Here is a 1,331-nt window from a genome sequence, read left to right as displayed (position 1 = left end):
CATTAACTTTACTTTCCCAGTAGTTTATAGTACAGGCTTATTGCCCGTGCTTCCGATATGTAAAAACGCGGGGCTTGCTGCTCCGATAATATTTTTGCTGCCTGTGCAGGGGTATAATTGTTTTGCTGCATTATTTCTTTTGCCCGTTTCAATACTTCCGTATGCAGTTGCCTGGATATTTCATTCTTAGGCAGGTTGTTCCCGTTGTTCCTGATGATCTTCATATAGACGCTTAGATGTATATAGAATGACCCTGCCTTTTTATAAATGGCCCTGGACGCTATTCCGGATACTGTCAGGCGAGTGCCTTCTTCTTTCCTTACAGCTTCGCAAGCCTGTAGGAAATCTTTGTTCCTGTCTTCTTCGTAAAATAAGTTAGCCATGAGAAATAATTAATTAAGAATGAAAAATGAAGAATTAAGAATGCAATGTGCCAATATTTTTAAATGAAAAGTGAAGAACGAAAAACGAAGAATAAAGAATGAAAAATATTTTTCACTTATCACTTTTAGTTTTTCACTTTATCTGCTAATTGCTTACCCGGTTTAAAATTCGGGATTTAGGAGGGAACACGGGACTGTATGTAAGGATACTTATTTACATGGTCATTACTTTTTGCATGAAGTACGGCAAAAGCCTTGTTTATTCCATTTTTTTGTTATGCAGAACCGATGGAACTGTATAACTATTAAAAAATATGGCAGAAACAGATGTAACAAATACAGAAAAGCCCGCAGGACGTAAAGGCGTCCTTGCAAAGTTTATGAAAGCAAATCCCGGATTTGAAGGTGAACCGACAGAGGAACAACTATGGGACTTTGCAGGCAATGACTATGCAGGACTGAAAGGGACGCATAAGAAAGTCATGTCGGGACAGCAAGGGCTACATGACTATATCTCCGGAGACCCCCGTTTCGGCGCGGCTATCGGCATGAGCTTCGGTGAAGGGGAAGATAAAATCCCGTTCAACCATGCGCTGGGAAGATTATACGGCCCGGATGCATTCAGCGATGATGAGGATTTTATCAGGGGTACGCAGGAGTATAACCAGGCACAGGCCCAAAGCCGTAAGGAACAGGAAGAAGCGCAGGCGAACTTCCGGGAATCCCTGGAACGGTTCGAACAGTATGTTGCTGACAACCAGTTGCCGGAAGAAAGGAAAAACGCCATTTATGACGGGCTTATGCAACTGGCCGAGAGCTTCCTGATGGGTAATATCCCGACGGAGATATTTGAACTGATAGACAAGGGCCAGACCAGGGACAACGATGTTGAGGAAGCTATCGCAACCGCCGAGATCGAAGGCAGGAACCAAACCATAAAGGCAAAGA

The 1,331-nt window shown here is 43.1% G+C and carries 2 protein-coding genes; one reads left to right on the top strand and one right to left on the bottom strand.

Annotated features, from left to right (window positions below; translation table 11 throughout):
- Positions 1–8: 8 nt before the first annotated feature.
- Positions 9–383 carry a hypothetical protein gene (locus ACFO6W_RS23080; RefSeq protein WP_380000950.1) on the bottom strand — a complete coding sequence of 125 codons (375 nt, stop codon included), beginning with the start codon at positions 381–383 and terminating at the stop codon, positions 9–11.
- Between the two features lie 314 nt (positions 384–697).
- Here ACFO6W_RS23080 and ACFO6W_RS23075 point away from each other — a divergent pair.
- On the top strand, positions 698–1,331 hold a 634-nt coding region (locus tag ACFO6W_RS23075), incomplete at its 3' end, for a hypothetical protein (protein WP_380000948.1).

Source organism: Dysgonomonas termitidis, from assembly GCF_042654545.1.
Classification (GTDB): Bacteria; Bacteroidota; Bacteroidia; order Bacteroidales; family Dysgonomonadaceae; genus Dysgonomonas; species Dysgonomonas termitidis.
This window is presented reverse-complemented; position numbering and strand designations above follow the sequence as displayed.

Bases quoted from the DNA above. Each gene is read 5' to 3' on its own strand.
- ACFO6W_RS23080 (WP_380000950.1), bottom strand. From the start codon at position 383: ATGGCTAACTTATTTTACGAAGAAGACAGGAACAAAGATTTCCTACAG.